Raw genomic sequence first — 25867 nt, 5'->3', positions numbered from 1 at the left:
AAGCCTCAAGTCCGGTGAGCCACAGGTGAGTCACAGGGCGCTGCGCCCGGTCGATCTGGCGCGGGAGGCGGGGGTCTCCACCCAGCAGATCCGCAACTACGCCGACGCGGGAATCCTCCCGCCTGCCGAGCGGACGGCCGCCGGCTACCGCAGGTTCGACACGCGGCACCGCGAGGCCCTGCTCGCCTATCGGGCGCTGGCCAAGGGGTACGGGTGGGAGGCCGCCCGAACGATCATGCTGGCCGTCCACGACGGCGACCTGACGGGCGCGCTCGCCCTCGTGGACGCCTGCCACGCCGCGCTGCACCAGCAGCGGCTCGCCCTGCGGGCGACGGGGGAGGCGCTCGAAGCGGTGGCCGGGCAGGATCCCGGCGGCCCGGCCGCGCCGCAGTCCGCCCTGCGCATCGGGGAGGTGGCCGCCCTCCTCGGCGTACGCACCTCGGCGTTGCGGGTGTGGGAGGCCGCCGGGCTGCTGACGCCGCAGCGCGAGCCCGGCACCGGCTACCGGTGGTACGGCCCGGCCGAGGTCCGTGACGCCCGCATGATCCACATGCTGCGGCAGGGACGGTATCCGCTCGCGCGGATCGGAGACGTGCTCGACGGCCTGCGCCGCACCGGCAGCACCGAGGCGCTGCGCGCCGCCCTCGCCGAACGCGGCGCCGCACTCGCCTCCACCGCCGTCGCCATGCTCGAAGGATCGGCGCGCCTGCACGAGTACGTCACCGGCGCCGCCGGGCGCTGACACACCTATCCATTGATCCTTACGACCGCTTAACATCTACATACCTAAAGTGCTAGGAACCTAGATGAATAGAGGTTGTAATGATCGAGTTCTACCTGGACGGCCGGTCCGGCGTCTCGCCGTACCTGCAGCTCGTCCAGCAGGTGCGGCACGCGCTGCGGCTGGGCCTGCTGCGTGAAGGCGATCAGCTTCCGACCGTCAAGGACGTGGTGGCGCAGCTGGCGATCAACCCGAACACGGTGCTCAAGGCCTACCGGGAACTCGAGCACGAGGGCCTGGTGGCGGCCCGGCCGGGAGTCGGGACGTTCGTGACCAGGACGCTGACCGACGCCTCACTGGCCGCGCACGGCCGGCTGCGTCAGGACCTGCGCCGATGGCTGACCAAGGCCCGTCTGGCCGGCCTCGACGACGAAAGCATCGAGGCGCTGTTCATGACCACCTTCCGGACCGCCGCTCAGGAGGACATCGCGTGAGCGCCGTCCTGCAGGCCCGCGACCTGGGCAAGAAGTACGGCAAGCGATGGGCGCTGCGCGAGTGCACCGTCGACATCCCGGCCGGCCACGTCGTGGGGCTGGTGGGCCCCAACGGCGCCGGCAAGACCACCCTGCTCAAGCTGGCCGCCGGCCAGCTGACGCCGACCTCGGGAACCATCGCCGTGCTCGGCGGCCGTCCCACGGGAGACCCGGCGCAGCTGGCCAGGATCGGATTCGTCGCCCAGGACACCCCCGTCTACGCGGGCCTGAGCGTCGCCGACCATCTGCGGCTGGGTGCCCGGCTCAACCCCGGCTGGGACGCCGCGCTCGCGCGAGAACGCGTCGAACGGCTCGGCCTCGATCCCCGGCACCGGGCGGGGAAGCTGTCGGGCGGGCAGCGCGCGCAGCTCGCCCTCACCCTCGGCCTGGCCAAACGGCCCGAGCTGCTGATCTTGGACGAGCCGGTCGCCGCGCTCGACCCGCTGGCCCGCCGCGAGTTCCTGCAGGGCCTGATGGAGGCCGTCGCCGAGCACGAGCTCAGCGTGGTGCTCTCCTCCCACCTGGTCTCCGACCTGGAACGGACCTGCGACTACCTGATCGTGCTGGTCGGCTCGCGCGTGCGGCTCGCGGGGCAGGTGGACGACCTGCTGGCCACCCACCACCGGCTCACCGGCCCGCGCCGCGACCCCGGCCGGCTCCCGGCCGGTCAGCACGTCGTCTCCGCCAGCCACACCGACCGGCAGAGCACGTTCGTCATCCGCACCGGGGACCCGATCCACGACCCCGCCTGGGCCGTCAGCCGGCTCACCCTGGAAGACCTCGTCCTGGCCTACATGGAAGGGCCTGCTCCCGCCCAGGGACGACCGGTCCTGGAGGTGCAGCGATGATCTGGCTGACCTGGCGCCAGTTCCGCGTCGCGGCCGCGACGACGGCCGCCGCGCTCGTCGTGCTCGCCGTCGCCCTGGCACTGACCGGGCCGGAACTGGCCTCCGACTACTCCGCCGGCATCACCGCCTGCACCCGGGACGGCGGCTGCGCGCACTTCTTCGACCGGTTCTTCGACGACTACCAGGCCCCCTTCCAGGCCGCCACCGTCGTCGTGCTGGTTCTACCGGCCCTGATCGGTCTCTTCTGGGGCGCGCCGCTGATCACCCGCGAGCTGGAGGCCGGCACGCATCTGCTGGTGTGGAACCAGAGCATCACCCGCGCCCGCTGGCTGGCCGTCAAGCTCACGGTCACCGGCCTGGCCGCCGCGGCGGCCGCCGGGCTGTGCAGTCTCGCGGTGACCTGGTGGTCCGCCCCTCTCGACAAGTCCGCCGCGCCGGGCTTCACGCTCATGGATCCCCTGGTGTTCGGCGCGCGCGCCATCGTCCCCATGGCCTATGCGGCGTTCGCGTTCGTGCTCGGCGTAACCGCGGGACTGATCGTCAGGCGCACCCTGCCCGCCATGGCCCTCACCCTGGCCGTCTTCGCGGCGGCTCAGATCGTCATGCCGTTGACGGTCCGGCCCCACCTCCTCCCTCCGGTCAGCTCATCCTTCGAGCTCGGCCCGGACAACGTGGACTCGTTCAACAAGTCCGGAGACGAGGCGTTTCCGCAAGTGATCCTGGATGAGGCGATACCCGGTCACACGGGCGCCTGGGTGCTGTCCAGCCGCCTCACCGATCCGTCCGGACACGTGGTCGGCGGCGACGGCGCCCCCGTCACCGTTCGCGTGTCCATGACGTCAGGACCGTGCGCGCCGTCCCAGCAGGCCCAGGATCCGGCACAGGGCTTCGACGCCTGCATCGCCGAGATCAACCGGCTGGGCTACCGGCAGGAGGCGATCTACCAGCCGTTCGAGCGCTTCTGGCCGCTCCAGTGGATCGAGACCGGGATCTACGTCCTCGTCACCGCCGGCCTCGCCGGTCTCTGCTTCTGGTGGATCCGCAGGCGCCTGTCATGACCGCCAAGTCCATGACGGCCGGGCTCGTGCTCTTCCTGGCGGTCGCCTGCACCGCGACGCCGCCGCGCACCCAGCCCGCCGCGACGACCGCCGGCGGATCGTCCGTCTGCACCGAGCCGCAGGGAAATCCCCAACCGGAGACGCCCACCACGATCGACGTCGTCGAGCAGGCGTACTTCTGCATCCTCGCCAACTACTACGGCAGGGCCACGCTGGACGCCCGCGCACTGCTGATCGCGGGATTCGCCGCCTTCACCCGGGAGCTCAACCGGGGCGGGCGCGACCTGCCCGAGGCGACGATGCCGGCGTTGACCGGTGACCGTCACGCCGACTGGGCCGCGTTCGAGGCGGCGTACCGGCGCGTCACCAGCCGGCTGCCGGACGACGCCGGCCTCCAGGGGAAGCTCGCCGCCGCCACCCTGCAGGCCATCGTGGCCGGCCTGGGTGACGACCACGCCCGCTGGACGCACGGCGTCAAGCGGCCGCCGGACTTCTACGACGGCGACCAGTACGGCCTGGGCCTGCGCGCCAGCGTCGGCCCCCAGGTGAGGGTCGACCCCGGAACCGCGCTGCCCCCGCTGTTCATCACCGGCGTCCTGGGCGGACCGGCGAAGGACGCGGGGCTGCGCCCCGGCGACGTCATCGAGTCGATCAACGGATCGGCGCCCTTCGTCGACGGAGAGGTCACCCCGGCCGCCGTCACCGCGCTGTACCCGCAATATCCGGAGGCCAGAGCGGTCCGGCTCCACATCCTGCGGCAGGAAACCGGCCGGCGCCGGACCGTGACGTTGAAGCCGGGGCTGTACCAGCCCGATCCGGCCACCCAGCAAGTGGTGACGACGAAGCTGCTGCGAGACGGCATCGCCTACGTACGGCTGAGCGGTTTCGCGCCCGACGCCGCGGACCGGGTCTTCAGGGCGATCTCCAGGCTGGGTGCGAGCCGCACGCTCACCGGCCTCGTGCTCGACCTGCGGGGCAACGGCGGCGGCAGCCCCGGCGAGGCGATCCGGCTGCTGAGCGGGTTCGCCCACGGCAAGGTCACGGCCTACCAGTGCGCGGCGGACGGCGCGTGCGACCCCATGCGGACCGACGACAGCGTCGCGCTGCTCGGCCTGCCACTGGTGGTGCTCACCGACCGCGGCTGCGCCTCGGCCTGCGAGCACTTCAGCTCCGCCGTCAAGGACCTGCGTCTCGGCCGGCTGGTCGGAACGCGAACCGCGGGCGGCGTCTCGGGCCCGGCGCAGCCGTACCTCCTCGGCGACAACACCACCCTGGCGTTCCCGTCGACGCATCACCTGGCGCCCAGCCGTGAGGTGATCGACCGGGTCGGCGTGGCACCCGACCACTACGTGCCGCTGACCCCGCAGGACGCCGCCGCAGGGCGCGACCCCGCCCTCGACGAGGCCCTGAACCTGCTGCACAAATGACCGGCGCGCACGTGAGCACGTGCCGCATGAAAGGACGGACCGCTTCATGAGTCATGCCGTCAAGGACCTGGCGGTCGCCGGGCTGGTCGTCCTCGCCGCGGCCGCCTGCACCGCGCCGGCCCCGCCCAGGTCCGTCGCCGCCGCGACCTCCCCGTCGGCCGCACCCACCGGCGCCGCGGCCCTGCCCGCGCCCACCGGCCCCCATCCGGTCGGCGCGACCACCCTGTATCTGAAGGACACCTCCCGCCCCGACCCCTGGGTGCCCGAAGTGAGGGCCAGGGAGCTCATGGTCACCCTGTGGTACCCGGCCCGGGCAGGGGAGGGATCGCGGGCCTTCTACATGACCGCCAAGGAGTCCGAGCTCACGCTGAAGGGCAAGAAGGTGACCGGCGTGCCGTACGACGCGCTGAGCCGCGCCCGCACCAACGCCCTCAAGGACGCGAAACCGGCCGGGCGCAAAGGCGGCCTGCCGCTGGTGGTGCTGTCGCCGGGGTTCACCCTGCCCCGGAGCACGCTCACGGCCCTGGCCGAGGAACTGGCCAGCAGGGGGTATGTGGTGGCCGGCGTCGACCACACCTACGAGAACTACGCGACGACGTTCCCGGACGGGCGGGTCGCCGAATGCGTCGCGTGCGACAGCGACACCGACCCCGGCTTCGGCACGAAGGTGGCCGGGGTCCGCGCGGCCGACGTCTCCTTCGTGCTCGACCAGCTGACCGGACCGGACGCGAAGTGGGAGGGATCCTCCCTGATCGACGCGTCCGAGATCGCGATGGCCGGCCAGTCGATCGGCGGTGCCGGCGCCGTGGCGGCCATGCTGAAGGACTCCCGGGTGCGCGCCGGGATCGACATGGACGGCACCACCTATGCCCGGATCCCGAAGAGCGGGCTGTCGCGGCCGTTCCTGTTCATGGGTTCTGCCGGACACCGGCCCGCGGGCCGCGACAACTCCTGGGACCGCGACTGGAAGCTTCTGACCGGCTGGAAGCGCTGGCTCGTCCTGCCCGGAGCCGACCACCAGTCCTTCACCGATGTGCCGCTCCTGGCGGACGCTCTCGGCATCGCCGTCCCGGGCGACCTGTCCCCGGCCCGCTCCATGGAGATCACCCGCACGTACGTCCGCGCGTTCCTCGACCGGCACCTGCGTCACGAGCCGCAATCCCTGCTGGACGAGCCGTCTCCGCGCTACCCCGAGGTGCGGTTCTGCACCCCGGGCGAGAGGTGCCGGTAGCGCGCGGGACGCTCCCGGCCTACAAAGCCCACCAGTGCGCGGCCAGGCAGTCGAGAGTGGGCCGCGGCGGCGCGGGCATCCGGGTCAGATACCAGGCGAGGCTGCTGTAGCGGTGCAGCAGGGCGTAGGCCAGCAGCCTCCTGCTCAGCTCCTCGCCCAGGTCGCACTCGCGGTAGCCGTACGCGAGGAGCAGACGGCGCAGGATCTCCGGCTCTCCGCAGGAGAAGAACAGCCCCACCGAGGCGAACTCGTACTCCCGCGCGCCCCGCATCGCGGGTTCGAAGTCGAACAGGCCCGACAGCCGCCAGCCGTCGCCGTCCCGCACCACCCGCAGATGCTCGCGCATCACCTCCGTGTGCAGCAGGACGGGCGTGGACGGCGGGAGTTCGACGCTGTCGAGGAAGTCGGGGATCTGCGCCAGCCACGCCTCGTCCAGCCCGTCGGCCCGGTGGTGGGCCACGCACGCCTCCCGCCGCGCACGGAGGAAAGCGTCCCAGTCGGGCGGCTTCACGACCGCGCCGACCTCGGGCGAGGACACCGAATGGAGCGCGGCCAGCGTCTCGCCCACGGCGGCGGCGAGTTCCAGCCGGTTGTCGCGAGGGATGCGTGGCCACGCTACGGCGAGGCTCTCACCGCGCAGACGGGTCATCAGGATGTAGCTCCATCCGTCGAGATGCTCCGCCCCCAGGACTCGCGGTGTCGGGATCGGCAGGCGTCCCTCGACGGCCCGCAGGACGGTCAGCTCCGTGTCGTACTCCTCGGGCAGGTAGACCTCGGGGTAGAGCTTGAGCACATGCCGGTCGCCCACCGAGTAGACCGGCAGCGACCCGTCGGCGAAGCGCTCGACGCGTTCGTCACCGAGCCCGAGACTCCTCACCAGGGCGGAGACGGCCGGGGCGAGACGGGACTCGTCTCGCCGGACGGCCATGAACTGCTCCTGGGTCTCGGCCGTCGGCAGCCGCACGTCGGAAAACATGGCCCGACGATAGACGAACACCCGGGAAGCCGATCAACCGGTTATCGGCCGGTGAGGAACAAGTCCGCGAGATCGGTCGTAAGGGCCCTCGTTGTGGGCTGTTCAGGCAGGTCCGCGGTCATGTCGCCGTGATCAGCCAGGGGCTGGAGAGCTACGTGTTGGGCGCGGAGAAGATGTCAGTGACAGCGCCGACTCAATGTCAGTGCCACGCCCTACTCACCGATGCACATCACGGACAACCGCAAGAACTATTCGGGGAAGCACAAGCGCCACGGCCTGCACTTCCTCGCGCTCACCGGCGAACGCGGACGCCTGATCCGGATCTCCGCCGCGAGGCCCGGGCGCACCCACGACCACATCGTCGAGCACCTGAAAGCCGCCGGCCGCGCCCCCGTCGAGCACGGCTTCGCGCACCTGAAGACCTGGCGCATCCTCGCCAAACTCCGCACGAGCCCCGCCCGCGCCACCAACCTGCTGCGCGCCCTGCTCGTCCTGACGAACCTCGAACCCGACCGCTGACAGACGATCAAGACCGAAGACAGCCGCCCACGACCAGCACGAGCACCCACGAACCCCGCCACGCCAGCAGCCGCACCAGCGAAGACCAAGATGGCGGGTCTTCAGTGAAGATCCGACTGGACCTCGGTCAGTCGATGCCTTCGACGATGCGGAAGTCGCGCTCGACACCGTCGGAGAGGGCGGCCAGCGCCTCCTGGTAGGCCGCACTTTCGTACGCCGCGACGGCCTGCTCGAAGCTGTCGAACTCGACCAGGACGGTGCGCTCGGCGAGTCCGGCGTCATGCGCCACGACCCGACCGCCACGGACGAGGGTCCGACCGCCCCCGGCCTTGACGGCCGGACCGGCCAGCTTGTTGTAAGCAGCCAGCTTCTCAGGGTCTGAAATGGTGCGGTAGGCGCTGACCCAGTAGCCCTTGGGCATGGAACCTCCAGTGTTGGAATGAGTGGATCTTACTTACGGGTTGGTCTCGGACGAGCGTCGGCGGGCGAGAGCGAGGCTTGTCAGCGTCGTGATCGCCATGGCGCCGATGCCGACCAGCGCCGCGGTGGTGTAGGCGCTGTCGTCGGGGAAGAGGTGGCCGGGGCCGGTGCCCGCGGCGAGGATCAGGCCGCCGATGGCGCTGCCCAGGGAGTACCCGACGCTGCGGACGACGTAGTTGAAGCTCATGGCGCTCGACGTCTCGCTCTTGGGGGTGACGGCCAGGATGACGCCGGGCATCGCGGCCGAGAAGCCGCCGACGCCGAAGCCGAGCACGCCCATCGCCGCGAACAGTTCGGCCAGGTCTGACCGGGCCGCCGCGAACAGGGCGAACCCGCCGCCGACCACGACGGCGCTGCCGGCCAGGAGCAGGGGGTCGGCGATCCGCGTCCGGACCCGCGGCGTGAGCTTGCCGGCGACGAACCCCAGCACCGAGAACGGGATGAGGACCAGCCCGGCGACGAAGGTCGTCAGCCCGAAGCCGTAGCCGGCGCCGTGCGGCGTCTGCGCGTACCGGGTGATGAGCGTGAGCAGGAGGTACATGCCGATCCCGCCGACGAACATGGCGAGGTTCGCCCCGGCGACCGCCGGGTGCCGCACCGCCCGCACATCGACCAGGGGCGTCGTGCTGCGCAGCTCGATGACGGCCCAGACGCAGAGCAGCACCACCGCGACGACGGCGAGGCCCGCCGCCACGGCGAGGTGCCGGCTCCACAGATTCCGTTCGCCGGCGAGGAACAGCACCAGGAGCAGCGCGGCGGCCAGGACGACCGCGCCTGCCACGTCCACATGGGCGGAGCGGCCTTCGGGGGCTTCGGGCACGGAGCGCCACGCGGTCAGGAGGGCGGCGGCGGTGACGACCAGGCCGAGGCCGTAGGCGGCCCGTACCCCGCCGAGCTCGGCGAGCAGTGCGGCCAGCGGGTAACCGACGCCGGCCCCGATGATCGAGACCACCGAGATCAGGGCGATCACGGCCGCGCTGCGCTCCTCGGGGAGGTGGTCCCGGGCCACGCCCATCATCAGCGCCGTCAGCCCGAGCCCGACGCCCTGGGCCGCCCTGCCGGCCAGCAGCCACGCGAACGGCAGCGGCAGCACGGTGAGCGCGCTGCCGGCGACGACGACCGCCAGCGTGGCGAGGATCGCGGCCCGCCGGTGCGGGCCGGCTCCGAGCCGGCCCAGGACCGGCGTGGCGACGGCGCCGCTGAGCAGCGCGACGGTCAGCGTCCACTGCGCGCTGCCGAGTGAGACGTGGAACGAGGTCGCCACGCTGGTGATGAGCGGCGTCCCGAGGCTGGCGACCGCCGCCACGACCAGAGCGATGAACATCAGGGCGGGGACCAGCAACCGCGCCTCGGAACGCGCCACCGGGAACGCCTTCGCCGCGACCCCGCCGACCGGCTGCCCGGTCACTGCTTCGGCCCTTCGCGGTCCTGGCTTTCGAGCTCTGCCAGATGCTTCAGCGCCGGAAGGGCCGCCACCAGCGCCTCGACCTCGTCGCCGGTGAGTTCGTCGATCAACCGCTCGAACGCGTGGATGCCCGCCTGGCGCCGCGTCCGGACATAGGAGGCGCCGGCCTCGGTCAGGCACACCAGCGTGACCCGCTTGTCGGACGCGTCGCCCCGCCGCTCGACCAGGCCGGACTCCTCCATCACCCGGACCAGGGCGGTCATCGCGGGCTGGGTGACGCCCTCGACCGCGGCCAGATCGGTGATGCGCCGCGGGCCGGTCCGGTCCAGGGTGGCCAGGGTGGCGGCGGACGTCAGGCTCATGTCCCGGGGCAGGCGCCTCGCGGTCCTGGTGGCCAGGCCGTAGAGGGCTGCCCCGATGGCGGCGGACGCGCCAGGAGCGGTGACTTGACGACTCATGCTCGAAGCATAGCATTTTTATATTCACAGTTTATGTAAATGGTCGACGGCGGTCAGCCGCGCGAGCCATCTCTGGGGGCGGTCGTGCCCGACCTCCTGCGCCAAGGCTGGGCCGGAGCTCGGCCGCTCGCGCTGCGCATCCTGCAGGAGGTCTTCGCCCGGCAGCTCACCCCGGCTGAACGCGCAGCCTGGCGCACCGGAGAAGAAAACCGCCCCCAGGCGTCGGCCGCTGGCCGGCCGGGATCGTGTGCCCGACCCGAACACGTCCCCTGGATCGACCCCGACCTCTCCGGCCTGACGAACGGCCGGGTGTCAGCGGCTTCACCGATCAGAAATCCTCCGCCACGTCGTCAGTTCTGGTAGCCCCTCGCCACCGGTGGAAGGATCGACGACCATGACCGACGCCAGACTGCTAGGCGACGACGAGGCCGCGTTCATCGCGGCGGCCCGCTCAAACGACGCAGCACAGTTCGCTCTCATCACGGAGCGCTACCGGCGTGAGCTGCAGGTGCACTGCTACCGGATGCTCGCGAACTACGAGGACGCCCAGGACATGACGCAGGAGACGCTCCTGCGGGTGTGGAACAAGCGGGAGTCGTTCAAGGGCCACGCTGCGCTGCGGACCTGGCTGTACCGGATCGCGACGAACGCCTGCCTCGACTTCCTGGAGAAGCGCAACGACCGCACACCCGTGCCTGCCGAGCTGCCGGGCGCGGGCTCGGAAGTGCGCTACCTGCAGCCCTACCCGGACCGGATGCTCCCGGAGGACCCGCAGGAATCGGTGGTGGCGCGGGAGACGATCGAGCTGGCGTTCATCGTCGCCGTCCAGCACCTGCCGCCGCGGCAGCGGGCGGTGTTCATCATGCGCGACGTCCTCGGCTGGCCGGCGTCGAAGGCCGCCGACGCCCTCGAGCTGACCGTCGCATCGGTGACCAGTGCACTGCAGCGTGCGCGCGTGACGATGCGCGAGCAGCTGCCCGACCGCCGCCTCGACTGGCGGAGCCCTGCCACGTACGAGCTGTCGGATGACGAGCGCGGCGTGGTGAAGTCGTATATGGACGCCCATGAGCGCAACGACCTCGACGGGCTGACGGCCCTGCTGCGCGACGACCTGCGCTTCGCGATGCTGCCCGAGCCGGGCACCTTGATCGTCACGGCCAAGGACGCGGTGGACGGCTGGGTCTCCGGTGGGCTCTTCCAGCGCGGCTACGACGACTGGCGCTGCATCGCCACGACGGTCAACCGCATGCCTGCCGCCGTGCTGTACCTCCGCACCCCCGACGACCCGGAATACCGTTTGTTGAACATCGCGGTCCTGCACATCGTCGACGGGAAGATCGCCGAGCTCACCGGATTCGACGTCACCGGCAAACAATGGCTGGGCCTGCCCGCGACGCTGTGATCAGACAAGTCCCCATCGTCGACGAGTCCAGCGCACGGGCAGGCGTCACCGAAGTCACCGCGGAATGAGCACCCCGACCAGCTGAACACCAACGCGGCACGATCAACGAGGCGTCGTCCTCATCTTCAGCGAGTCGGTCAACAGCTCACTCGGAACGCAAGGAAGGGCCGGGAAAAGGTTCCCTCATGGCCGAGGGTCACGGTGAGCACGCCAGGAAGGATTTCGACCTGGCCTTACGAGCCGAGCATTTGGCCCGTGCTCATCGCCTCGTCTCGTATCGGGTCAGCACCACGCCGCCGGGAAATGTCCGTGTCTCGACCAGGTTCAGGTTCACCCAGCTGTCCAGCGCGGTGAAGAACGGCGTGCCGCCGCCCACCAGGACCGGCACGGTGACCAGCGCGTACTCGTCGATCAGACCGGCCCGCATGGCCGCCCCGGCGAGCGTCGCGCCGCCGATGTCCATCGGGCCGCCGTCCTCGGCCCTGAGCCGGGCGATCTCGGCGACCGCGTCGCCGGTGACCAGACGGGTGTTCCAGTCGACCGTGCGGGTCGTAGAGGAGAACACCACCTTCGGCATGTCCCGCCAGCGGCCGGCGAACTCGATCACCGCCGGTGTGGCACCCGGTTGCTTGTCGGCGGTCGGCCAGTGGGAGCTCATCGTCTCCCACAGCTTGCGCCCGTACAGCGCCAGGCCCGTCGCGTCCACCCGGTCGGACCACCACTGGAACAGCTCGTCGCTCGGCGACGAGTCCGGTCCCTCCCCCCCACTCCAGCCGAGGTCGTCGCCGGGCGCGGCGATGTAGCCGTCCAGGGTCACGTTCATGCCGAAGATCAGTTTCCGCATCGTGCCAGCCTTCCGTGAGTCGATCTCACACGTACAGACGGGCGCGGCGCGGAAACCTAATCGGTGCGCGATCTGCGTCCGCAGGTAGTCCTCGCGTTCCGGACTCGGCACGACGTACTCGGCGGGCTCGAGCACCACCGGCCGGATCTCGATTTCACCCTCGTAAACGCCTGGTCACACAGCTACAGCTCCGGGCCCTCTCACCGCGCTGGAGATCGCCAAGCAGTTCCCGACGCTGGGCATCTCGCTCGGCGACCAGCGGCCGCACGTGCGCCGCAAGATCCGCGGTCGGGTCAAGCCGCACGCCGAGTGACACCGGCCCAAGAGGCCGGCCTGCACAGGGGAAGAGAGCTCACGGCCGCCTCCGGAACGGGGCGAGCGTGGCGCGCACCAGGTCGGCGGCGCCCCAGTCGGGGTCGAACTGGGCGATCACGGCCAGGTGCTGGCGTAGCTGGAGGATCGGCATGCGTTCGCGCCAGTCGCGGTCGAGCCCGGTCAGCTCGGCGTACAGCTCGAAGAACACGTGCGCCTCGGGCGGCGGCGCCGTCGTCCAGAGGTGCGCCAGGTCGACCTCGGCCCACGTGTACGACACGGCCGGGTCGATCAGGGCGGGCCGCCCACCGGGGGTGGCCATGACGTTCAGCGCCCACAGGTCGCCGTGCGTCAGGCACGCGGGCCTGACCGGCAGCAGCTCGGGCAGCCGATCGCACAGCCGCTCCAGCGCCGCCCGGTCCGCGGTGTCGAGCGCCTCCTGGACGCGACGCTCGCCGAGCCAGCGCAGCAGACGATGCCGGGCGAAGAACTCGAACCCGTCGTCATCCCAGGTGTTGACCTGCCGACGTCGGCCCAGCCAGTTGTCCCGGTGCCACCCGAACCGGGGGTACCGCGTGGTGGTGTGCAGGTGGGCGAGCACATGCGCGAACCGCTCCCAGAAGGCCTCGGTGCCCGGCCGGGCCTGCAGCACGGACAGCACGAGCAGGTCGCGGTCCGCGAGGATGATCTCGGGCGTGGCGACGCCGCCCGCCTCGCGCAGCGCGGTGAGCCCTTCGGCCTCCGCGGCGAAGGCGTCGTCCGACGGCGGCTCGCCGAACGCCTTGACGAACACCGACGTGCCGTCACCGCGGCGCGCGAGCCCCGCGGTCGCGGCGAGGCCCCCGGTGGCCGGCTCGACCGCGACGACGTCGGTCAGGCCGGCCGCGTGCAGGCGTTCCAGCAGGAAGGACGTCGCGTCTGTCACGGGTATGCTCCTTTACTCCCCGAGGGCCCGGACAAGGGCACCCGGAGCCGATCAGCCGGTTTTGCGCCGCCGTGGCCGCTCAGTGAGCGGGGCTCGGCCGGGTTCCGATCACGGCGGTCGCGTCCAGTTCCTCGTCGTGTGTCAGGCGGGCGGCGAGCCCCGCACGGGCGACAGCCTCGGCGGTCTCCTCCGCCTGGCTCTCGCTCGTCTCCACGAGCAGATGGCCGCCCGGCGCGAGCCAGAGGTCCGCCCCGGCGACGACCCGGCGCACGACGTCGAGCCCGTCGGCGCCGCCGTCGAGCGCGACCTGCGGCTCGTGCTCGCGCGCCTCCGGCGGCAACAGCCCGATCGCGCCGGTGGGCACGTACGGCGGGCTGGCGACGAGGACGTCCACCCGGCCCCGCAGCGCGGCCGGCAGGGCCGCGTACAGGTCGCCCTCGTACACCCTGCCGCCCGCAGAGGCGAGGTTGCGGCGGGCACAGCGTACGGCGGCGGGGTCGACGTCCACGGCGTGCAACTCCACCGGCCCCGCGGTGGCGGCCAGGGCCGCGCCCATCGCACCCGAGCCGCAGCACAGGTCGACGACGACGGCGCCCGGCCGGGCGAGTGCGGCGGCCTGGCGGACCAGGAACCCGGTGCGCGGCCGGGGCACGAAGACCCCCGGATCGACGGCCAGCCGAAGACCGCAGAACTCGGCCCACCCGATGACGTGTTCCAGGGGCAGGCCGCGGGCGCGCCGGTCCACCATGTCGTCGAGCTCGGCGGGCGTACGCGCGGCGGAGACCAGCAGACGGGCCTCGTCCTCGGCGAACACGCATCCGGCGGCCCGCAGCCGGGCCACGATCGAGGGAAGAGCGGGGGAGAAGGACAGTGACAAGGGAGAGCCTTTCGGAGTGCCGAGGGCGCTCCCGCGGTCGTCTGTCTCTACGCGACCGTACGCATGGGGAGAAGGGAGCACCCGACGTGTTCAGCGGTAATGGGGCTCACCTCCTCGTGTCGTCGCCGCCGTGACCGGCACCCTACACCAGGCCGTAGGTGCACCCTCACACGGCCTGGCCCACAAGAGCGAGGTCCAGAAGAGCGAGGTCCAGCGCGCGCAGCCGCGCGGGGTCGGCCACCACGTCGATCTCGGCGATCCGCTCGCCCTCGACCGCCAGGGCGAGGGCGAGCAGCAACCGGCCGCGCGGCGCCACCACGACGCCCACGGCTCCGTTGACGAGCGCCGGTTCGGCGAACCGGGCCCGCCGGCCGAGGACGACGGTCTCCCGCGCGACAGCCCCAGCACCACGCACCACCGCCGGCACACCCGGCGGCAACGCGGCCGGATCGGCCCGGCGCACCACTCCGGGCGCCAGCACCGCCATCAGCCCGTCCATGTCGCCCTCGCGTGAGGCGGTGAGGAAGGCGTCCACGACGCGCCGGTGCCGCACGGCCTCCGCGCCGGTGGTCTCTGACCTGCCCCGCAGCCGGTGACGTGCCCGGCTGGCGAGCTTCTTGGCGGTGGCCGGCGACCGCCCCACGATGGGGCCGATCTGGTCGAACGGCACGGCGAAGACGTCGTGGAGCACGAACGCGACCCGTTCGGCGGGAGTCAGCGTGTCCAGCACGACGAGCAGCGCCCGGCCCACGGAGTCGGCCAGCACGGCCTCCTGCTCGGGGTCGCCCGCGCCGTTCCACACCGCGCCGTTCCACACCGTGCTGTCCACTGCCCGGTCGTCCCGCGCCTGGTCGTACGGCCGCGGCGCGGCCTCCTCCCGGCGGGCGGCCCGGGCGCGCAGCATGTCGAGGGACACGCGGGAGACGACCGTGGTCAGCCATCCGCCGAGGTTGGCGACCTCGCTGACGTCGGAGCGGCTCAGCCGCAGCCAGGTCTCCTGGACGGCGTCGTCGGCCTCGCCCCCGGTGCCGAGCATGCGGTGGGCGACCGCACGCAGATGGGGACGGTGCGTCTCGAACAGTTCCGCCAGCCCGTCGTGCTCGCCCATCGGTCACCTTTCCCCCGCGTGTTTCGTCACCACCATGACGTACACGAGGCAGGAGAGGTGACAGGTGACGTCATTGCTGCATGTCGATTCCAGCGCGAGCCTCGCGGGCGATTCGGTCACCCGGCGGCTGACGGCGTCGTTCGCCGAGGTCTGGTGCCGGCGGCACGGCACGATCGGGTACCGCTACCGGGATCTGGCGGCCGACCCCGTGCCGCTGGTGTCTCACGCCTACACGACGCTCGGCCGCCGGGTGGAGCGGCACGGGGTCGTCCCGCTCGCGCGGGTGGCCGCGATGGTCACCGGCCCGGGCGAGGAACGCGAGTGGGCGCTGACGCTGCCGCTGATCAGGGAACTGCTGGCGGCGGACACCGTGCTGGTCGGCGTCCCGATGTACAACTTCACGGTGCCCGCCGCGCTCAAGGCGTGGATCGACCGTGTGACCTTCCCGGGGGCGTACGCCGATCCCGCCACGGAGAGCAGCCGCCTGCGCGGCACGAGGGTGGTGGTGGTCACCGCCAGGGGCGGCGCCTACGGTCCCGGCACCCCGCGGGAGGGCTTCGACTTCCAGACGCCCTACCTGCGGACGTACTTCCTCGAACTCGGGGTGGCCGAGGAGAACCTGCACGTCGTGCAGGCCGAGATGACCCGCGCCGGGGACGTCCCGGCGCTGGCCCGCTTCCGGGAGCTGGGCGACAGGTCACTCGCCGAGGCGTACGCCGCGGTGAGTGCGCTGGCCGGGGAAGGGGAGGGTGACCGGGCGTTTCCGCAGGCTCTCTCGGCTCGCGGTCGTGGCGTCGTCTAGTCACGGCGAAGGGGCGGGCGGTGGGCCCAGGTGGCCCAGCGCCACAGCCACTCCAGCGGGCCCTGCCGGTAGCGGCGCAGCCACAGGGTGGACCACACCCACTGGACGGCGAGGATGACGCCGGCGATCAGGGGCACGGCCGGGGCCGGCCAGGTGTGCGGCGGGCCGTCGAGGGCGCGGCCCGCCGCCAGCACGAGGACAGTCGCGGACAGATAGTTGGTCAGCGCCATCCGCCCGAGCGGCGCGAACACGGCCCGCAGCACCGGCCGCAGCGGGGTCCTGAGCACAAGCAGCAGGGCGCAGACGTACACCCCGGCGATCAGCAGTCCGGCCCCGGCCAGGGAGATGCTGAAGCCGCGGTCGGCCGAGTCGAACCGGGTTTGGAGCCACAGCACGGGCGCCGCGGCGGCGGCCAGGACCAGCCCGAGCACGGCCGGCACACGCGCCGACTGCTCCAGCCGGTCGATCACGCCGTACCGGACCAGTGCCGAGCCCAGCAGGAACAGCCCGGCGATCAGGGCGAACCGGTCGCCTCCGACGAGCAGCGACACCGCGACGAACGCGGGAGCGAGGGCGGCGACGGCCAGCCGGGGCAGCCAGGTCGAGGGCAGCAGCACCAGCAGGCCGATGACAGCGTAGGTGCTCAGGATGTCGCCGTGCCACAGCAGCACGAAGTGCGCCACGCCGAGCGCGAGCAGCGCCAGGAGCCGGCGCAGCAGGACCACGCGCGGGCGGGCGGTGCGGGCGGCCGCGGAGTCCAGCAGCAGCGAGAACCCGACGCCGAAGAGCAGGGAGAAGATCGGGAAGAAACGCTGCTCGACGAGCAGGCCCAGCCAGGCGGCCTCACTTCCCCCGGGGGTGGACGGCGCGACGAACGCGCCGGTCGCGGCGATCGGCTGGACGTTGGCGAGCAGGATCCCGCACAAGGCGAACCCGCGCACGACGTCGAGCGCGGCGATGCGCGGGCGGCCCGCCGAGGTGGTGGCGTGGCCGGCCTCGCCGGGCCGGAGGCGCACGGCGGGGGAGGTGGCGTTCTCACGATGCATGGGGCCTCATCCTGCGGGCGGCGGCCCCCTGCCGTTATCGGCCGGAAGCATGGTTCGCGCCGCCCGCGACCGTACTTCCGGCCAGTTCCGGAGGCCGGACTCAGCGTGGCGTTCCCCTGGTACGGCCAGGCCGGCGGCGCACCCCGACGCCCCTCGTCCCGCTCGGGCGGGCCGCCCGGCACGTCACCGGGCACCGACAAGGCGCTCCCGGCCGCCGCGACGATCCGAGTGGCGCGAAACGCGATCAGTTCTGGCCGGCTTGCCGCGCCGTCTGCTCCAGCCGGTTCCGGTAGCTCTCCCACCACTCCTGATCGCCGGAGGGCAGGTTGAGGTTGCCGTCCCGCATCCCGGCCTCCCCGTCGATGAGCTCCCTGACGATGTCGGCGTGGCCGGCGTGCCGGTTGGTTTCGGCGATCACGTGCACCAGGATCTGGTGCAGCGTCACCTCGTTCCGCTCGTCCGGCCACCACCGCACGCGGCCGGTCGCGTCGAGCGCCAGCGCGGCGATCGTGCTGTCCGCGTGCTGCCATACCCGGCGGTACAGCCCGACGATGTCGTCACGCGACTCGTCCGCCGTGGCCCACATGTCCGCGTTGTCCTCGGCGTCGTCCTCCATCCACGGCAGCGGTTCGCCGAACGGCCGCCCGAAGGTCTCGCCGAAGTAGCCCGCCTCCACCCCCGCGAGGTGTTTGACGAGCCCCAGGAGGTTGGTGCCGGTGGGGGTCAGCGGGCGGCGGATCTCATACTCGGAGAGCCCGTCGAGCTTCCACAGCAGAGCGTCGCGGGCGGCTTGCAGATAGCGGTGCAGATCATTCTTCGGTTCCCATGCGATCATCCGCGCAGTCTTTCAGCCGGCGTCGGCAGCCGCATCGGCGTTTCTCGGGCGCGGGCGTCGAGTCGCGCGACGGTGGGAGCGATCGCCGGCATGGCCCGGCCGGGGCACGGCCGGGAGGCGGTGGTCCTCCCGCAACGCGGAACGCCCCGCCCCCGGAGGGTCCCGGGGACGGGGCGTGGCGGAGCCGGGGTCAGCAGACGATGAAGATGCTCTTCCAGCCGACCGGAGTCCTCTGCTCCGCGTTCCTGTCGGCGGCGAGCGTGAAGTGGGCCACGCCCTGAGCGTCGGGCTGGTTGTACATCCGGCCGCTCTGGCCGTCGCCGTACCACCGGTACGACCCGTGGAAGGGGATGTTGGACACGCCGCAGCGGTCGATGACCACCGACCTGCCGCTGAAGCCGGGTCCCTCATAGGCGACGTACTGGGAGGCGTAGGCGGCGCCGGCGCTGATCGCGATTGTCGCGGCCGTCAGGGCGGGGACGAGGACGAACCTTCTCATGACGCTCCTTGGGCGGGCCGAACTTCTCTCTTAGTAATCGAACGGTAACGGAGAGTGCTCACTCCGTCACCCCCTGCACATGGGGAGCTCAGGTGATGGTCGGCGTCGGGCGACCTGCACCGCGGAACGGCCAGTGAACGGACCCGCGGTGACGGTGCCGGTGACACATGATGGCCTGCCTAGGGCTCCTAGGAGGATGCATAATCGATTGCCCATAAAACCGGCCATCGGTAGGTTCGGGCCTATGAGGCCAATTGCCGAGCGCGAGATCCGCGCCTCGTTCGTCAACTGCACCAAGGGCGAGGTCAAACGCCTTGCCGTACCGAGGGACCTGGATATGCGGCCCTGGGACGACCTGGACTTCCTGGGCTGGCAGGATCCCTCCTCGCCGGGTCGCGCATACCTGGTCGCCGAGCAGGGTGACCGTCTGGTGGGGGTGGCGCTACGACGGGCCACCTCCAATGCCGGACACGTACGGCGCAGCATGTGCTCGCTCTGCCTGACCACGCACACCGGCGACGGGGTGTCGCTGATGACCGCCCGCCGCACCGGCGGCAGCGGCAACTCCGTTGGCGCCTACATCTGCACCGACCTGGCCTGCTCCCTCTACCTGCGGGGCAAGAAGGACGTCGGGCCCGGCGGGCGGATGCCCGAGTCGCTCACGCTCGAAGAGAAGATCAGCAGGACCGCGGTCAACGTGGGCGAGTTCCTCCAGAAGGTGACCGCGTGACCGCCGCCTTCCACACGCGCGGCCTCCTGAGTACGCCGAGGCGGCCGGTCGGCTGTCCCACGCCCTCGACCGGTATCAGCGGGCGCCGCCACGCCGGTTGATGCCGGTCACGTCGGCCGGCGCGCTGCTCTTCGGCGACCGGATGCCGGAGGGCGGCCGCGCTGCCGGGCTCCTGGAACCGCGCCCGTCTCGACCTCGACCTGCCGATCCCGCCCTGCCTGAACGCCCCTACTCCACCGATCGGTGGAGTCGCTCCACCACGTGGGCGAGCGGCCGATTCCACCGCCCGCTCGGGAGATCGGGCGATCCATATGGGGTGCCTCCGTTGCGACGCTGATTCCCGTCAGGGAACGAAGAGACGGAGGCAACCGACATGCGCAATGTGGTCTGGCTGATCAGCGGGTACGCCGCGGTCAGCCTGCTGACACTGGTGGCGGTGATCGTGTTTCGGCACGACGCGACGATGGTCACCACCGCGGTCTGGATCCGCAGCACCATCGTCGCCGCCTCCTCGCTGCTCACGCTGTTCTTCGCGGTCCGGGCGGCCCGCGGCGACCGCCGGATGCTGCTGCGGCTGCGCGTCGTCACCGCGGTCATGCTGGTCGCGATCGTGGTGATCATCGCGCTGCCCGACACGTTCCCGCTCTGGCTCAAGTTCGAGCAGGGCATCTGCGGCCTGCTCCTGCTGGCCGTGGTCGTGCAGATCAACCGGCGCCGGGCGGTCCGGCCGTGAGTGCGGTGATCGAGGTGGAGAACCTCCACAAGAGCTACGGGGGCACGGTGGCCCTGGATGACGTCTCGTTCACCGTGAGGCAGGGGGAGATCTTCGGCATCCTCGGGCGTAACGGCGCAGGGAAGACCACGGCCGTGGCGGCGGCTAGATTGTTCCGCTGGGAGTAGGTACGCGATGCAGAGTTGGCAGATGGCCGGGCCGGCGGGCTGGGAACAACGGTTCCGGCCCATGGTCACCGTGGTCCCGTACGTGCTGCTGGCCGTCATGGCCGCCCTGACCATCGCCTTCAAGCACGACCAGCCGGGCTCCCTCGCCATCGACCTCGCGCTCTGCGCGGCGGCTGCGGTGTGGAGCCTGGCGCTCTTCACGCTGCGTCCGGCATGGCGCGACCGGATCGGCGTGATGGGCGTCTTCCTGGCGGGCCTGATTCTGTTCGGCCTGGTCATGGTCGTGCGCAACCCGTGGTTCGGCTTCTACACGCCGGTGCTGTACTTCTACGCGTACCGGATCATCGGCTGGCCGCGCGAGCTGTACTTCATCGCCGGCGCCGCGGTGGTGGCCGGCACGGCACAGTCGGCCGGCCTGGACCCCGGCTCCTGGATCGGCCGCTTCGAGTACCTGGGGATCCTGGTCGTCAACATCGCGCCGATGTGCCTGGTGGCCTGGATGGGCGAGATCGGCACGCGGTACTACGCCTCCCGGGAGGCGGCGCTGCGCGAGGCCCGGGAGGCCAACGCTCGGCTGGCCGCGGCGGTGGCCGAAAACGCGGCGCTGCAGGAACGGCTGGTCGAGCAGGCCCGCGCGGCCGGAGTCCTGGACGAGCGGGCCCGGATGGCTCGGGAGATCCACGACACGCTGGCCCAGAGCCTGACCGGCATCGTCACCCAGTTGCAGGCCGCCGAGCATGCGGCCGACGATCCGGCCGCGTGGCGCCGGCACCACGCGGCGGCGACCTCGCTGGCCCGGGAGAGCCTGACCGAGGCGCGGCGCTCGGTGAACGAGTTGCGCCCGGAGCCGCTCGAGACCGGCCGCCTCGCCGACGCCATCACCGAGGTGGCGGCCAAGTGGTCGGCCCGCCACAGCATCCCGGCCCAGGTCACCGTCACCGGCGAGCCCCGCACGATGCGCCCGGAGGCCGAGGTCGCCCTGTTACGGGTCGCCCAAGAGGCCTTGGCCAACGTCGCCAAGCATGCCGGCACCGCCACCCGCGTCGGTCTCACCCTTTCCTACATGGACCGGCAGGTGGCCCTCGACGTCCGCGACGACGGCCGCGGTTTCGACTATCCGACCACCCAGGTCGAGCGCGCCGGGGGCTTCGGGTTGGTGGCGATGCGGCAGCGGATCGAGGCGTTGTCGGGCACGTTGCAGATCGAATCGGAGGTGGGGGGTGGGACCGGGATCTCGGCCTGCCTGCCCGCCGAGGCGCCGGAGGTGCGTTCGTGAGTGACCCGATCAAGCTGCTCATCGTCGACGATCACCCGGTGGTACGGGACGGGCTGAGCAGCATGTTCGCCCGCGACCCCGAGTTCACCGTGGTCGGCGAGGCGGCGGACGGGGCGGAGGCGATGCGGCTGGCCGAGGCGCTCGGGCCGGACGTGATCCTGATGGACCTGCGGATGGCCGGCATGGACGGCGTCACCGCGATCGGCGAGCTGACCCGGCGCGGCGTACCGGCCCGGGTGCTGGTGCTGACCACCTACGACACGGACAGCCACGTGCTGCCCGCGATCGAGGCCGGCGCCATCGGATACCTGCTCAAGGACGCGCCGCGGGACGAGTTGCTGCGCGCCGTACGCTCGGCCGCTCGCGGCGAGGTCGCGCTCTCTCCGTCGGTCGCCGCCCGCCTGATGAGCCGGCTGCGCACCCCGGCCCCGTCGACCGGCCCGTTGAGCCAGCGCGAGCTGGAGGTGCTGCGCCTGGTCGCGGCCGGCAACACCAACCGGGAGGCGGCCGCCCGGCTGTTCATCACCGAGGCCACGGTCAAGACTCACCTGCTCAACATCTACGCGAAGCTCGACGTCAACGACCGTGCGGCAGCGGTCGCGGAGGGTTACAACCGCGGCCTGCTCGCTGCTCCCGAGCGTCCGTGACAGGGGTGCCGTCGTTGTACGCAGTGCCCGCATGACTGGCGGACGTCAGCGGCCGCCGGCCAAGCGACTGACGAGGGCATCAGTCAAGGGACAGCCCTGCGGCCGGAGTCACCCGGGCGGCCCGGCGCGCCGGGAGAACAGCGGCGAGGAGTCCGGCCATGACGGCGATGAGGACGACGACGGCGAGTGATAGCCAGGGGACTTGCATGGTGGCGTCGCTGAGAGCCCGCGTCACGAACGTCTCGTAGCCGACCCAGGCGAACCCGATGCCGATCAGGGTGCCGAGCAGGGTGGCCACCACCGACAGCAGCACTGCCTCGATCGCCAGCATCCGCCGTAGCTGCCTGCGGGTGAGCCCGAGCGCGCGCAGCATCGCGTGTTCGCGGGCGCGTTCGAGTACGGAGAGCCCCAGGGTGTTCGCGATCCCGATCAGGGCGATCACGACGGCGATGCCGAGCAGGCCGAGCGCCGACCAGGTATAGATTCCCAGCTGCCGGTCCAGCGACTCCCAGGTCCGCAACCCGTTCTCGATCGTCGCGCCAACCGGATCCGCCAGCTCGTCCAGGTCGCCGCCGAGTCGAGCCGGGTCGGCGCCGGAGGAGGCGCGGATCCAGATGGCATGCGGCTCGGGGGCGTCGGTGAGCGTCGCCAGCGTCTCGGGCGCGACCACGCCCGCCGGGCCCCAGCCGGTGCCGACGGCGACTTGCAACTGGGCTCGCCGGTCGCCGACGCGCACCGTGACCCGGTCACCGGGCCGGAGACTCAGGTCCTTGCCGAACGCCTCGGGATCGACTCTGATCTTCCCCGGCTCGACCCGGGCGAACGCCCCGCCGTCGCGGGCCACCTGCTGCGCGGCCGGCGCGGTGACAACCGCGATCGGCTCGTCGAGCCCGGCCATTCGGGCCACGGCGCCGTCCACTGGGACGGCCCGCTCCACACCGGGAGTGCGACGCACCCGGTTGAGGAGGTCGGTGGTGACCGGCTCCTCGGGCGAGGTGAGCGCGATATCGATGGGGTGGTCCCTACCGATTCGCTCATTCACCGCCGAGCGCCACGTGGCCATCCCGGTGAGTACGGCGGTCGCCAGGGTGACGCCGACCAGCAGGGAGGCAGTGGTGGTGGCGGTCCGGCGCGGATCGCGTACAGCGTGCTCGGTCGCCAGCCGCCCGGCGGGGCCGAGCAGCGCGCCGGTGATCCGGACCAGGCGGGGGACGAGCACCGGCCCGAAGAGGAGTACGCCGGCGAACACCGATCCTCCGCCGGCCAGCATGAGCGCCGTACTGTCCTGGATCATCGCCACTCCGAGCAGGGCCAGCCCGACGACCAGGAGGAGCGCAGCGAGCGCCAGCCGCACCAGGCCGGTGGCCGTGTGTACGCCGACCGCGGCATCCGGGCGCAGCGCCGCCAGCGGGCTCACCCGGACCACACGCCGGATCGGCAACCAGGACGCGACCATGGTGACCACCAGGCCGACGGCGAACCCGCCCAGCAGCCAGAGCGTGGGCAACTCGGCGGCGCCCATCGGGGCGGTGGGCGCGAGGGCGTTGATCAGGGCGACCAGCCCGTAGCCGAGACCGACGCCGACCAGTGCCCCGGTCGACGACGCGAGCACCCCGACGGCGGCCGCCTCCCGGCGTACCGAACGCACCACCTGCCGCCGGGTCGCGCCGATGCAGCGCAGCAGTGCGAAGTCGCGAAGTCGTTGCGCGAGCAGGATGGAGAACGTGTTCGCGATGACCAGGACCGAGACGAAGAGCGCGATGCCGGCGAACAACAGCAGCATCACCGACAAGCTGTTCACCCTGTTCTGGACATAGGTCAGCCGCTCCGCGGCGAACCCCTCCGGCGACTGCGCCTTCGCGCCTTCCGGGAGCCGACCTACCTCCCCGTGCACCGCCACCGCGTTCAGATGAAGGTGGTCGCGCCACTGCAGCAACTGCGGCCAGGTGACGTACATCGAGGCCTGGGCCGGGGGCGAGGGCGACTGCACGAGACCCACCACTCGTACGTCACGCGCGGCGGCGCCCTCGCCGATCCGAACCCGGTCACCGACCGCGATGTTCTCGGCCAGGGCGAAATACACGTCCACCACCGCCTCGCCCGTGCGTGCTGGGAAGCGACCCGAGCTGAGCTCCTGCCAGCGCCACTTCTCCGAGGTGGCGATCGGCCCCACGGTCGTTTCGGAGAGTCGCCGGCCGCTCGCGCGCGCCGGCAGCGTTGCCCGGCCGGTCGCGGCCGCGTTCTCACCGTGTCGCTCGGCGAATGCGATCACGGCCTTCGGGTCCATCTCGGACGATGGCCACCCCGCCGCCGAGACCACGTGGTCGGCATTGCGGTACGGCGCCCCCAGTCCGTCCATGAGTCCGCTGTGTGCCCCGGACGTGAGCACGCCGACCACGACGACGAAGGCGACTCCGACGGTGATCGCGACCGCCGCGGCGACGTACCTGCGGATGTGGGTGCGCAGCGACGCGAGGAAGACGGTACGCATCAGACGATCCGCCCGTCCTGCATGGTGACCACACAGTCGGCGTACGTCGCCGCGTCCCGTTCGTGGGTGACCATCACGACGGTCTGGCCGAGTTCGCGCGCCGACCGGCGCAGGTGATCCAGCACCTCCGCCGACGTGGTGCTGTCCAGGTTTCCGGTGGGCTCGTCGGCGAACAACAGGTCCGGCTGGGTGATCAGGGCCCGGGCGATCGCGACCCGCTGCTGCTGGCCGCCGGACAGCTCCGCGGGCCGGTGGCCGAGCCTGTCGGCCACGCCGAGGGTGTCTGCGAGCATGTGCGCGCGCTCGCGCACGGCGTCGTCGATCCGGCGACCGCCCAGCTCAAGCGGGAGCACGATGTTCTCGCCCGCGGTGAGCATCGGCAGCAGGTTGAACGACTGGAACACGAAGCCGACGTGCTCGCGGCGGAAGATCGTGAGCGCGTCGTCGTCGAGTGATCCGAGGTCGGTGCCGGCCACGGTGACGGTGCCGCCGCCTGCCTGGTCGAGTCCGGCCAGGCAGTGCATCAGCGTGGACTTGCCCGACCCGCTCGGCCCCATGATCGCGGTGAACCTCCCTCGCGGGAGGTCGAGGTCGACGCCGCGCAGGGCATGCACCTGGGCATCGCCTCGGCCGTATGTCTTGGTCAGGTCCCGCGCGCTGGCGGCCACGGGTTCCTGAGCGCCTTGCCGGATGGTGGTCGTCATGGCAGAGAGGCTTTCGTTCGTGCTGGTTCGCCGTAGGCCATGCCTGCAGTCAAGGCAGCGCGGTGTTGCCGGCACGTATGAGGTTTTCGATATGCCGACGATATGCGCCGACTCGTAGCCTCGAGAGTGTGCGTGTGTTGATCGTCGAGGACGAGCCCTACCTGGCAGAAGCCATCCGCGACGGCCTACGCCTGGCAGCGATCGCCGCCGACATCGCCGGTGACGGCGACACCGCTCTGGAACTGCTGAGCATCAACGCCTACGACATCGCCGTCCTCGACCGCGACATCCCCGGCCCCTCCGGCGACGAGGTCGCCAAACGCGTCGTCGCATCCGGCAGCGGCATGCTCATCCTCATGCTCACCGCTGCCGACCGGCTCGACGACAAGGCCTCCGGGTTCGAACTCGGCGCCGACGACTACCTCACGAAGCCGTTCGAGCTTCGAGAACTCGTGCTCCGTCTCAGAGCACTCGACCGCAGGCGCGCCCACAACAGACCACCCGTGCGAGAGATCGCAGGTCTGCGGTTGGATCCGTTCCGCCGCGAGGTGTACCGCGACGGCCGTTACGTCGCGCTCACCCGCAAACAGTTCGCCGTGCTCGAAGTCCTCGTCGCCGCCGAAGGCGGTGTCGTCAGCGCGGAAGAACTCCTGCAGCGGGCGTGGGACGAGAACGCCGACCCCTTCACCAACGCCGTCCGCATCACGGTCTCGGCGCTGCGCAAACGGCTCGGCGAACCGTGGCTCATCGCCACCGTGCCCGGCGTCGGTTACCGCATCGACGCAGGAGGCGAGGGTGGATAGGGCGCGCGGG

At 71.5% G+C, this 25867-nt stretch carries 27 protein-coding genes and 1 pseudogene; 15 read left to right on the top strand and 13 right to left on the bottom strand.

Annotation, left to right across the window (positions count from 1 at the left end):
• Positions 1 to 25 precede the first annotated feature (25 nt).
• The 6 genes from FH610_RS03075 (at position 26) to FH610_RS03050 (ending at position 5818) form a co-directional block, all read left to right on the top strand.
• Positions 26 to 742, top strand: a complete 717-nt coding sequence (locus tag FH610_RS03075; RefSeq protein ID WP_139572645.1) for a MerR family transcriptional regulator — start codon at positions 26 to 28, stop codon at positions 740 to 742.
• Positions 743 to 822: 80 nt separating this feature from the next.
• Positions 823 to 1215, top strand: a complete 393-nt coding sequence (locus FH610_RS03070; protein WP_139572643.1) for a GntR family transcriptional regulator — start codon at positions 823 to 825, stop codon at positions 1213 to 1215.
• Positions 1212 to 2102, top strand: coding sequence for an ABC transporter ATP-binding protein (locus tag FH610_RS03065; RefSeq protein WP_139572640.1), 891 nt, complete (start codon positions 1212 to 1214; stop codon positions 2100 to 2102). The genes FH610_RS03070 and FH610_RS03065 overlap by 4 nt, the downstream gene beginning before the upstream one ends.
• Positions 2099 to 3160: an ABC transporter permease gene (locus FH610_RS03060; RefSeq protein ID WP_139572638.1), complete on the top strand. Its 1062-nt coding sequence runs from the start codon at positions 2099 to 2101 to the stop codon at positions 3158 to 3160. Before FH610_RS03065 ends, FH610_RS03060 begins: the two co-directional genes overlap by 4 nt.
• Entirely contained in the window at positions 3157 to 4587 is a 1431-nt protein-coding gene (locus tag FH610_RS03055) for a S41 family peptidase (protein ID WP_139572636.1), read from the top strand. The genes FH610_RS03060 and FH610_RS03055 overlap by 4 nt, the downstream gene beginning before the upstream one ends.
• Positions 4588 to 4633: 46 nt before the next feature.
• A complete protein-coding gene (locus tag FH610_RS03050) occupies positions 4634 to 5818 on the top strand; it encodes an alpha/beta hydrolase family protein (RefSeq protein ID WP_139572634.1) in 1185 nt (394 codons plus the stop codon).
• Between the two features lie 19 nt (positions 5819 to 5837).
• On the opposite strand, the gene FH610_RS03045 is transcribed toward FH610_RS03050, so the two are convergent.
• On the bottom strand, positions 5838 to 6794 hold the full coding sequence (locus FH610_RS03045; RefSeq protein WP_139572633.1) for a phosphotransferase family protein: 957 nt from the start codon (positions 6792 to 6794) through the stop codon (positions 5838 to 5840).
• 222 nt (positions 6795 to 7016) lie between these two features.
• On the opposite strand from FH610_RS03045, the gene FH610_RS45570 reads away from it, so the two are divergent.
• Positions 7017 to 7313, top strand: a complete 297-nt coding sequence (locus FH610_RS45570) for a transposase family protein (RefSeq protein ID WP_205825494.1) — start codon at positions 7017 to 7019, stop codon at positions 7311 to 7313.
• A gap of 127 nt (positions 7314 to 7440) precedes the next feature.
• Here FH610_RS45570 and FH610_RS03035 read toward each other — a convergent pair whose 3' ends face one another.
• From FH610_RS03035 to FH610_RS03025, 3 genes are read right to left on the bottom strand one after another with little or no spacing between them, the layout of a single operon-like run.
• Positions 7441 to 7734, bottom strand: coding sequence for a DUF1330 domain-containing protein (locus FH610_RS03035; RefSeq protein ID WP_139572630.1), 294 nt, complete (start codon positions 7732 to 7734; stop codon positions 7441 to 7443).
• Positions 7735 to 7767: 33 nt separating this feature from the next.
• Complete coding sequence (locus tag FH610_RS03030; protein WP_139572628.1) at positions 7768 to 9201, bottom strand: MFS transporter; 1434 nt, start codon at positions 9199 to 9201, stop codon at positions 7768 to 7770.
• Positions 9198 to 9656 carry a MarR family winged helix-turn-helix transcriptional regulator gene (locus FH610_RS03025; protein ID WP_240808711.1) on the bottom strand — a complete coding sequence of 153 codons (459 nt, stop codon included), beginning with the start codon at positions 9654 to 9656 and terminating at the stop codon, positions 9198 to 9200. Before FH610_RS03025 ends, FH610_RS03030 begins: the two co-directional genes overlap by 4 nt.
• Positions 9657 to 10050: 394 nt before the next feature.
• Here FH610_RS03025 and FH610_RS03020 point away from each other — a divergent pair, with 394 nt between their 5' ends.
• On the top strand, positions 10051 to 11058 hold the full coding sequence (locus tag FH610_RS03020) for an RNA polymerase subunit sigma-70 (RefSeq protein ID WP_139572626.1): 1008 nt from the start codon (positions 10051 to 10053) through the stop codon (positions 11056 to 11058).
• 259 nt (positions 11059 to 11317) lie between these two features.
• On the opposite strand, the gene FH610_RS03015 is transcribed toward FH610_RS03020, so the two are convergent.
• From FH610_RS03015 to FH610_RS03000, 4 genes are all read right to left on the bottom strand, one after another.
• A complete protein-coding gene (locus FH610_RS03015) occupies positions 11318 to 11902 on the bottom strand; it encodes a dihydrofolate reductase family protein (protein WP_139572624.1) in 585 nt (194 codons plus the stop codon).
• A 352-nt stretch (positions 11903 to 12254) separates the two neighbouring features.
• Entirely contained in the window at positions 12255 to 13139 is an 885-nt protein-coding gene (locus FH610_RS03010; RefSeq protein ID WP_139572622.1) for a fructosamine kinase family protein, read from the bottom strand.
• 79 nt (positions 13140 to 13218) lie between these two features.
• A complete protein-coding gene (locus FH610_RS03005; protein WP_205825493.1) occupies positions 13219 to 14016 on the bottom strand; it encodes a putative protein N(5)-glutamine methyltransferase in 798 nt (265 codons plus the stop codon).
• Positions 14017 to 14182: 166 nt separating this feature from the next.
• The gene (locus FH610_RS03000; RefSeq protein WP_139572621.1) at positions 14183 to 15124 is read right to left on the bottom strand and encodes a sigma-70 family RNA polymerase sigma factor; all 942 of its coding nucleotides are present in this window, start codon (positions 15122 to 15124) and stop codon (positions 14183 to 14185) included.
• Positions 15125 to 15188: 64 nt separating this feature from the next.
• Between FH610_RS03000 and FH610_RS02995 the strand changes: the two genes are divergently transcribed.
• Positions 15189 to 15926, top strand: a complete 738-nt coding sequence (locus FH610_RS02995; protein WP_139572619.1) for an FMN-dependent NADH-azoreductase — start codon at positions 15189 to 15191, stop codon at positions 15924 to 15926.
• On the opposite strand, the gene FH610_RS02990 is transcribed toward FH610_RS02995, so the two are convergent.
• The 3 genes from FH610_RS02990 to FH610_RS02980 all read right to left on the bottom strand — a co-directional run bounded on the left by FH610_RS02990 (position 15923) and on the right by FH610_RS02980 (position 18306).
• Entirely contained in the window at positions 15923 to 16972 is a 1050-nt protein-coding gene (locus tag FH610_RS02990) for a DUF418 domain-containing protein (RefSeq protein WP_139572617.1), read from the bottom strand. The genes FH610_RS02995 and FH610_RS02990 overlap by 4 nt on opposite strands.
• Before the next feature lie 244 nt (positions 16973 to 17216).
• Entirely contained in the window at positions 17217 to 17807 is a 591-nt protein-coding gene (locus FH610_RS02985) for a DinB family protein (RefSeq protein WP_139572616.1), read from the bottom strand.
• A gap of 190 nt (positions 17808 to 17997) precedes the next feature.
• Positions 17998 to 18306 carry a MiAMP1 family antimicrobial peptide gene (locus FH610_RS02980; protein ID WP_139572614.1) on the bottom strand — a complete coding sequence of 103 codons (309 nt, stop codon included), beginning with the start codon at positions 18304 to 18306 and terminating at the stop codon, positions 17998 to 18000.
• Positions 18307 to 18550: 244 nt separating this feature from the next.
• On the opposite strand from FH610_RS02980, the gene FH610_RS02975 reads away from it, so the two are divergent.
• The 5 genes and pseudogenes from FH610_RS02975 to FH610_RS02955 all read left to right on the top strand — a co-directional run bounded on the left by FH610_RS02975 (position 18551) and on the right by FH610_RS02955 (position 21859).
• Positions 18551 to 19036, top strand: coding sequence for an FBP domain-containing protein (locus tag FH610_RS02975; protein WP_139572612.1), 486 nt, complete (start codon positions 18551 to 18553; stop codon positions 19034 to 19036).
• 373 nt (positions 19037 to 19409) lie between these two features.
• The gene (locus tag FH610_RS02970; protein WP_139572611.1) at positions 19410 to 19769 is read left to right on the top strand and encodes a membrane-associated sensor domain-containing protein; all 360 of its coding nucleotides are present in this window, start codon (positions 19410 to 19412) and stop codon (positions 19767 to 19769) included.
• Positions 19766 to 19906: pseudogene (locus FH610_RS02965) on the top strand (ATP-binding cassette domain-containing protein); the annotation flags it as partial. The gene FH610_RS02970 and the pseudogene FH610_RS02965, both read left to right, overlap by 4 nt.
• Positions 19907 to 19958: 52 nt before the next feature.
• A complete protein-coding gene (locus FH610_RS02960) occupies positions 19959 to 21212 on the top strand; it encodes a sensor histidine kinase (protein ID WP_139572610.1) in 1254 nt (417 codons plus the stop codon).
• Entirely contained in the window at positions 21209 to 21859 is a 651-nt protein-coding gene (locus tag FH610_RS02955; RefSeq protein WP_139572609.1) for a response regulator, read from the top strand. Before FH610_RS02960 ends, FH610_RS02955 begins: the two co-directional genes overlap by 4 nt.
• 79 nt (positions 21860 to 21938) lie before the next feature.
• Here FH610_RS02955 and FH610_RS02950 read toward each other — a convergent pair whose 3' ends face one another.
• Both FH610_RS02950 and FH610_RS02945 read right to left on the bottom strand, forming a co-directional pair.
• Positions 21939 to 24350, bottom strand: coding sequence for an ABC transporter permease (locus FH610_RS02950; protein ID WP_139572608.1), 2412 nt, complete (start codon positions 24348 to 24350; stop codon positions 21939 to 21941).
• Positions 24350 to 25054 (bottom strand): ABC transporter ATP-binding protein, encoded by a 705-nt coding sequence (locus FH610_RS02945; RefSeq protein WP_139572607.1) that lies wholly within the window; start codon positions 25052 to 25054, stop codon positions 24350 to 24352. The genes FH610_RS02950 and FH610_RS02945 overlap by 1 nt, the downstream gene beginning before the upstream one ends.
• A 128-nt stretch (positions 25055 to 25182) precedes the next feature.
• On the opposite strand from FH610_RS02945, the gene FH610_RS02940 reads away from it, so the two are divergent.
• Entirely contained in the window at positions 25183 to 25857 is a 675-nt protein-coding gene (locus tag FH610_RS02940; protein ID WP_139572606.1) for a response regulator transcription factor, read from the top strand.
• Positions 25858 to 25867 lie beyond the last annotated feature (10 nt).

This window comes from Microbispora catharanthi (genome assembly GCF_006334915.2).
In the GTDB taxonomy this organism is placed as follows: Bacteria; Actinomycetota; Actinomycetes; order Streptosporangiales; family Streptosporangiaceae; genus Microbispora; species Microbispora catharanthi.
This window is presented reverse-complemented; position numbering and strand designations above follow the sequence as displayed.